Origin of the sequence: Wolbachia pipientis (assembly GCF_023661085.1) — a bacterium.
Taxonomy (GTDB): domain Bacteria; phylum Pseudomonadota; class Alphaproteobacteria; order Rickettsiales; family Anaplasmataceae; genus Wolbachia.
Map to the genome: position 1 here is coordinate 1 of NZ_JAHDJT010000091.1, position 5700 is coordinate 5700.

Genomic DNA, 5700 nt, shown 5'->3' on the forward strand with positions numbered 1-5700 from the left:
CTTCTTCTGTTTCACATAATCTGTTAAACAATGAAGTTTGCTTAACATATTTTAAGAGCTTTTTATTGCCGGAAGTGAGAGTAAACCCAATACTATAGTTAATCATTGCTAAGTTATTTACAATATCAACTATAGCTTGTGTTTCTGCCCTTTCGGTTTTTAGAAATTTTAGTCTATTTGGTGTCGCAAAAAATAAGTCACGAACTTCAATATGTGTACCCTGCAATAAAGAATAAGGGGTAATCTCTCTTATTTTTTCTCCTCCCTCATATCTTATAGACCATGCTTCCTTTGCTCCACTTGCCTTAGATGATAATTTCATTCTGCTTACTGCTGCAATTGAAGGCAGAGCCTCTCCTCTAAAGCCAAGACGTCTGATCTCTATTAACTCACTATCACTTAATTTTGAAGTGGCATGCCTCATAAGTGCTAGTTCCAGATCGTTCTTTTCTATTCCATTTCCATCGTCTGTTACAGTTATAAGGTTACGTCCACCACTTTCTATTTTGATCTCTATTTCTGTACTTCCAGCATCTATTGCATTTTCTACTAATTCCTTTACTACACTCGCTGGCCTTTCTATTACCTCTCCTGCTGCTATACGGTTTATAGTTTTTGTGTCTAAAAGAATTATTGCCATAACACTCCCTCCAATCTATGAAACTTAGAGCTCCCTCTATTTTTTTGTGATTTCTTGATCTCACAATCTCTATATTTTAGCTTTTTAGATTCCTTTCTAGCAAGTCTATCTGCCTCTTCATTATAGGTATTACCACTGTGAGCCTTAACCCACTTCCAGTTAATATCATGCTGCAAGACAATTTCATCCAATTCCTTCCATAACTCAACGTTTTTTACTGATTTTTTATTGGCTGTCTTCCAACCATTTGTTCTCCACTTATTGATCCACTCTGTTATACCTTGTTTAATATACTGACTATCAGTGTGTAAAACAACTTTGCAAGAAACTTTCAACATCTTTATCCCGTTAATCACAGCCTTTAACTCCATCTTGTTGTTCGTTGTGTTTTCTTCACCTCCAGAGATACGTTTTTTGATCAAGACACTTTTATTTTCATACATCATCACAGCTGCCCATCCACCAGGACCTGGATTTCCAGAACATGCTCCATCTGTATATATTATAACCTTCTTTTTTTCGCCCATACTTACAGAATATAGATTCAACGTAAATTTGCCACCGAAATGTTGACATTAAGTTTCAAGATCTTTATCATGTAAAGGTGTGGGAGGCTAATGAACCTGTTCTCACGATGTTAGGTAAATCGTAATTGAGCTTTTGGGCTCGTGTTTTTATTAGGAGGTTAGTCTCTCATACCCAAAATAATTGTTTTTAAAGCTCTTTATAGCTCATGAATTCATTTGCTGGGGTTTATGGAGGGAGTTGTAAAAGATGATAAAATAAACAGCTAAGGTGCGCAGTAGCATTCTATGGTCATCTATGAAGGTAGTTTTTTGCCAACTCTTGAAATTTAGCTAACTTTAATAGACTTTAGTACAAAAACGTTGAATATTTCTTCACAATTGTGTATAATTATTAATGCTTTTTAGGTTAATCCGTCATGGCTCTTTCGAAGTTTCTCGATCCAAAATTTGACCTGTCCTTTAAACGAGTGTTTGGCACTGAGAAAAATAAGAATATCCTTATTCACTTCTTAAATGACATCTTAGGCTTTACTGGGGTTAACACTATTCAAGATGTTGAGTTTCTTAGCACTATCATGAATCCTGAGATTGCTTCCGATAAACAAAGTATCGTTGATGTTCTTTGCAAGGATTCATACGGAAATAGATATATTGCGGAGATGCAACTCGCTCGTGATAAAGGCTTTGAAAAACGTGCCCAACTCTATGCTGCTAAAGCTTACTCAAAACAATCTGGCAATTACATTGATTTTAAGAAAGTATTCTTTATTGCTATTTCTAATAGTACTCTCTTTCCTCCAGAAGTTGAATACATTTCCACTCATAATATACGAGAGATCAAAACTAATGGCCATTATCTAAAGGATTTTCAATTCATCTTTATTGAGTTGCCGAAATTTACAAAAAACAAAGTAGAGCAACTAGAGAGCACAGTAGAAAGGTGGTGCTTCTTTTTCCGGTATGCAGAAAATACTACCGATGAAGACCTAAAAGATATTGCAGAAAAAGACCCAATAATAAAGCTAGCATATGATGAATTAGACAAATTTAGTTGGAATGAAAAGGATCTAGCGGCATACGAAGAGAGAGTTTTGAATGTACAGAAAGAAGAGGCTATTTTGGCTCAACGGCTCGATGATGCTTCTGCTAAAGGTAGACTGGAAGGTAGACAAGAAGGCATCCAAATCGGCCAGGAAAAAGGTAAAGCGGAAGGTATTAAAATTGGTGCAGAAAAAGGTAGGGAAGAGGGCGAAAAACAAGCTAAAATAGCTGTGGCCAAAAACCTACTTAAGGCTGGCGTGTCTGTTGACTTAATAGCTGAATCTACAGGCCTTTCTCAAGCTGATATTTCACAGCTCAAGGAAAAAGCTTAAGTACTGTAGCTCCCTTAGAGCGCTTTTCAACTTATTATACTTCTTTATCCATTAGTCTAAAGCCTACATCTAACTCTTCCGCTATTCTCGCTATGGCCTATTTGATTTTCTCACCAATTCTACGCATCAGTTAAGTGCAAAATAGATGATATTTAAATATAAAAAATGTTTTTCATAAAATTTTTCTTGTCCTTGATAATTTTAGTGTTGCTATTTGATTCTAACTTTTGCATAATGCAGTAAATATTTTTTATGGGGGGTAAAATGCCAATAGAAACAAAGCGTCAAGCTGCAGTACTTAAAAAGCTACAAGATGTTATAAAACATACAGATCCTGAAATTGCTGCTGGGAGGAAGTTAGCTATTAAAAGGTGGATGGAGACCTATATAGAGAATATTAAATCTTTTGAGGGTGATAAGCTGCAGTTTTTGTACAATATATATTCCAAGATGAAAATTGTTGGTCAGGTACAAGACTGAATAATCATGTTCTAGGTCAAAGGTTGACTGAAGAAAAAGTAGAAGAAATAGATAATCCACTTCGCATATATGAAATAGCTTCTAGTTACTGTGTGGTAGATAAAATTCATCCACTTTTCCAAAAAAGATTTGAATCTTACAAAAGTAATTTTTCTTCTGATGAACTTGATGGTAGTGGCAATCCTATAACTGACAAATACATAAGAAATTCACTTTTGAGTGGCATTGGAAGGAAGGGCCATGTATTTAATTTCTGGATAGATAAAGAATCTGGGGAATTAAAGCAGTATGATGCAGTAGAAGGTTTTGATAGTGCTGTAAAACTTAAGTGGAGTGAAGGGGTAGAGTATTTTTATAATCATTTAAAAGAAGAAGATAAAGAGAAGAAGCTTACAGAAGCTATTCTTGCTCTTTCTCGTCCTCAATCTGTTGAGAAAGATGCTCCTATTTTAGATTTTTGTGTAAGGAATATAGCTGACAAAGATACTCTTTTACAGAAATTATCACAGAAAGATAAAGGAGTATATTCCCTTTTTGCTGAATTAATAGAGTCATGTTTTTTTGATACGGTTCATGATTTGGTACAGTGCTGGTGTTATAAAGAAGTTTCAGCAGGAGGAGACCATTCAGAGAAAATATTCTCATATGAAGAATATAAACTTCTTCTTTCCTCACTTTCAAATGTTATGTTGGAAAATCCTGAGTTTAATGCTCAAGCTAGATCTCTTATTATGGAAATATGGAGATGTGGTCGCTTTTATAAACACAAGGAGGCTGCTGTCGATACTTCTAATTTCCAAGTTCCTATAGAAAATGCACTTGCAGGGTTAGTGGTTAATTGGGAACGATCTGGTCGTAAGTCTAATGAAAAAAAAGAAATATTAGAGATAATGTTATTTGCCAGGGATCGCTTTCCTGAAAAGTTTGAGTCCTTCAAAAAAGTCATGATAGAAGACCTTAGATTATGTGGTAGGGAAGGAATGGAAGAAGATATAGACTATGGTGATTTCGCAAAAGAGTTATTTTTTGAGTTAGAAAAAGCAACTTTACCTCCTAGAGATGATGGTTCTGGTGATCATCGAAGACGGTCCATAGTAGAAGCTGAAGACCCTAGTTTTTCTGGTTCGTCCACTAGACACGACGGTTCTGGTGATGCTCCACAATCCATTCTTGGAACCCCTGGTGTAAGTGGTTTTTCTCGTCGTAGCAAGTAGAAAGGTATATTATATGAATAATGGTGATGGGCTTATCAGAAGTTTGGTGGATAGAAATCTTGAAGGTTTTAGACAAGAGTTTGAATCCTTTTTAGATCAATGTCCATCTTTCTTGTATCATGTGGGTACGGGTCGTTTCCTTCCTGTATTCTTTTTCAGTATGTTTGCTACTGCACATGACGCAGGTATTTTAGCTCTAGATGAGAGAGTCTATATTCGTTTTGATAATCATGGTATTGATACAGTTGGTAGGAATAGAAGTACAGGAAACCTGAAGGTTGCAGTTTTAACTAATAAATCCCTTGGTAAAAAGCGAATTGTCAGGTGTTACAGCATTTCTGATGTCCCTAATAGTGATGGGTTAAGGTTCAGTACAAGGGAAAGAGATCGTTTAGTAGAAAAGATTATACAGCAAAACCCAGAGTTAAATACAGAAGACCTAAGTTTTGAGCAATACAAAGTGTGTATGCATGGGAAAGGCAAGAGCCAGGGAGAGAAAGGGGCAGTAGTATTTGAAGCGATTCATGAAAAAGATCATGAAGGTGGAGATAAATTTTCCAAATATTCAGCATCTGAAATCAATCTTATTAGACTGCTCTTAAGAGATCACAGACTAACAATTAAGGAAATAGAAGAAAGACAACTCAATCAAAATCAGCGTGGACAACTTGATGGGTTGGTCGATTTTGTGCAAATTGCACTAGGTCAACAAAGAATTGATAACTTTGCGGAAATGTTAAGAAGTGGAGTTGTACGAGTTTTACGAGACAATAGCACAGTAATTTTTAGATATATAACTCAAATCTATCTTCGTTACGCAGGCACACTAGAAAATGATATTCAAAATCGCAATCAAAAGCTTGAGAGTCATGGGCTTTTTTTAGGTTTGTTAGCAAATTTTAGTCATCTCTACATGATAGGTATTGACCTTAACTTATCTCTTGTAAATTCATATGTTGCTTTTCTTGTACACCATCAAGCAGAGAGAGAAAACATTCCTATCGTTATTAATATTGGATGGAGGACATCGCTTGCATTAGAACGCGCTAGAGGTGACGCTCAAAGACTACATGCTTCTTCATTTATATCTATTCATACTGAATCAAAACATGCTGTTTGTGTTGGATTAAATTTTAATTCACGTCTAGCCCCTTTTAGGGTTGGTATAGCAGAGCTTCAACAGAATAGATTTCCTTTAGTACAAAGATTATTTGAGTGTGTAGAAGATGAAGAAATTAGAGAAAATAGAATTAAAGATTTCTTGCTTCAACATCTTCTTGCTGAAATAACGAGAAATGCAGGAAATCGTGACAGAATACTTGATTGTATAATTGGTTTTGCTTTTGGGAATAGTGCTTTTACAAGAGAATATTTAGAGCTAAGAGAGGGAGAAGATCAAGTACGTCTAAAAAAGTACATATTTAGATATAATAATGAGGATTTAAGAAGACATGCGTTAACTATGG

General features: G+C 35.4%; 4 protein-coding genes and 2 pseudogenes. 4 read left to right on the forward strand and 2 right to left on the reverse strand.

Annotated features, from left to right (window positions below; all coding sequences use genetic code 11):
• On the reverse strand, positions 1–640 hold a 640-nt coding region (mutL, locus tag DM84_RS04490), incomplete at its 3' end, for a DNA mismatch repair endonuclease MutL (RefSeq protein WP_250778658.1).
• 80 nt (positions 641–720) lie between these two features.
• Positions 721–1167 (reverse strand): annotated as a pseudogene (gene rnhA, locus DM84_RS04495) (ribonuclease HI); the annotation flags it as partial.
• A 416-nt stretch (positions 1168–1583) separates the two neighbouring features.
• On the opposite strand from rnhA, the gene DM84_RS04500 reads away from it, so the two are divergent.
• From DM84_RS04500 to DM84_RS04510, 4 genes and pseudogenes are all read left to right on the forward strand, one after another.
• On the forward strand, positions 1584–2540 hold the full coding sequence (locus tag DM84_RS04500; protein ID WP_250778659.1) for an Rpn family recombination-promoting nuclease/putative transposase: 957 nt from the start codon (positions 1584–1586) through the stop codon (positions 2538–2540).
• Between the two features lie 264 nt (positions 2541–2804).
• Positions 2805–3020, forward strand: a complete 216-nt coding sequence (locus DM84_RS06095) for a hypothetical protein (RefSeq protein WP_284706138.1) — start codon at positions 2805–2807, stop codon at positions 3018–3020.
• A gap of 23 nt (positions 3021–3043) precedes the next feature.
• Positions 3044–4234 carry a cytoplasmic incompatibility factor CifA gene (locus tag DM84_RS04505; protein ID WP_284706139.1) on the forward strand — a complete coding sequence of 397 codons (1191 nt, stop codon included), beginning with the start codon at positions 3044–3046 and terminating at the stop codon, positions 4232–4234.
• 13 nt (positions 4235–4247) lie between these two features.
• Positions 4248–5700, forward strand: a pseudogene (locus tag DM84_RS04510) (cytoplasmic incompatibility factor CifB); the annotation flags it as partial.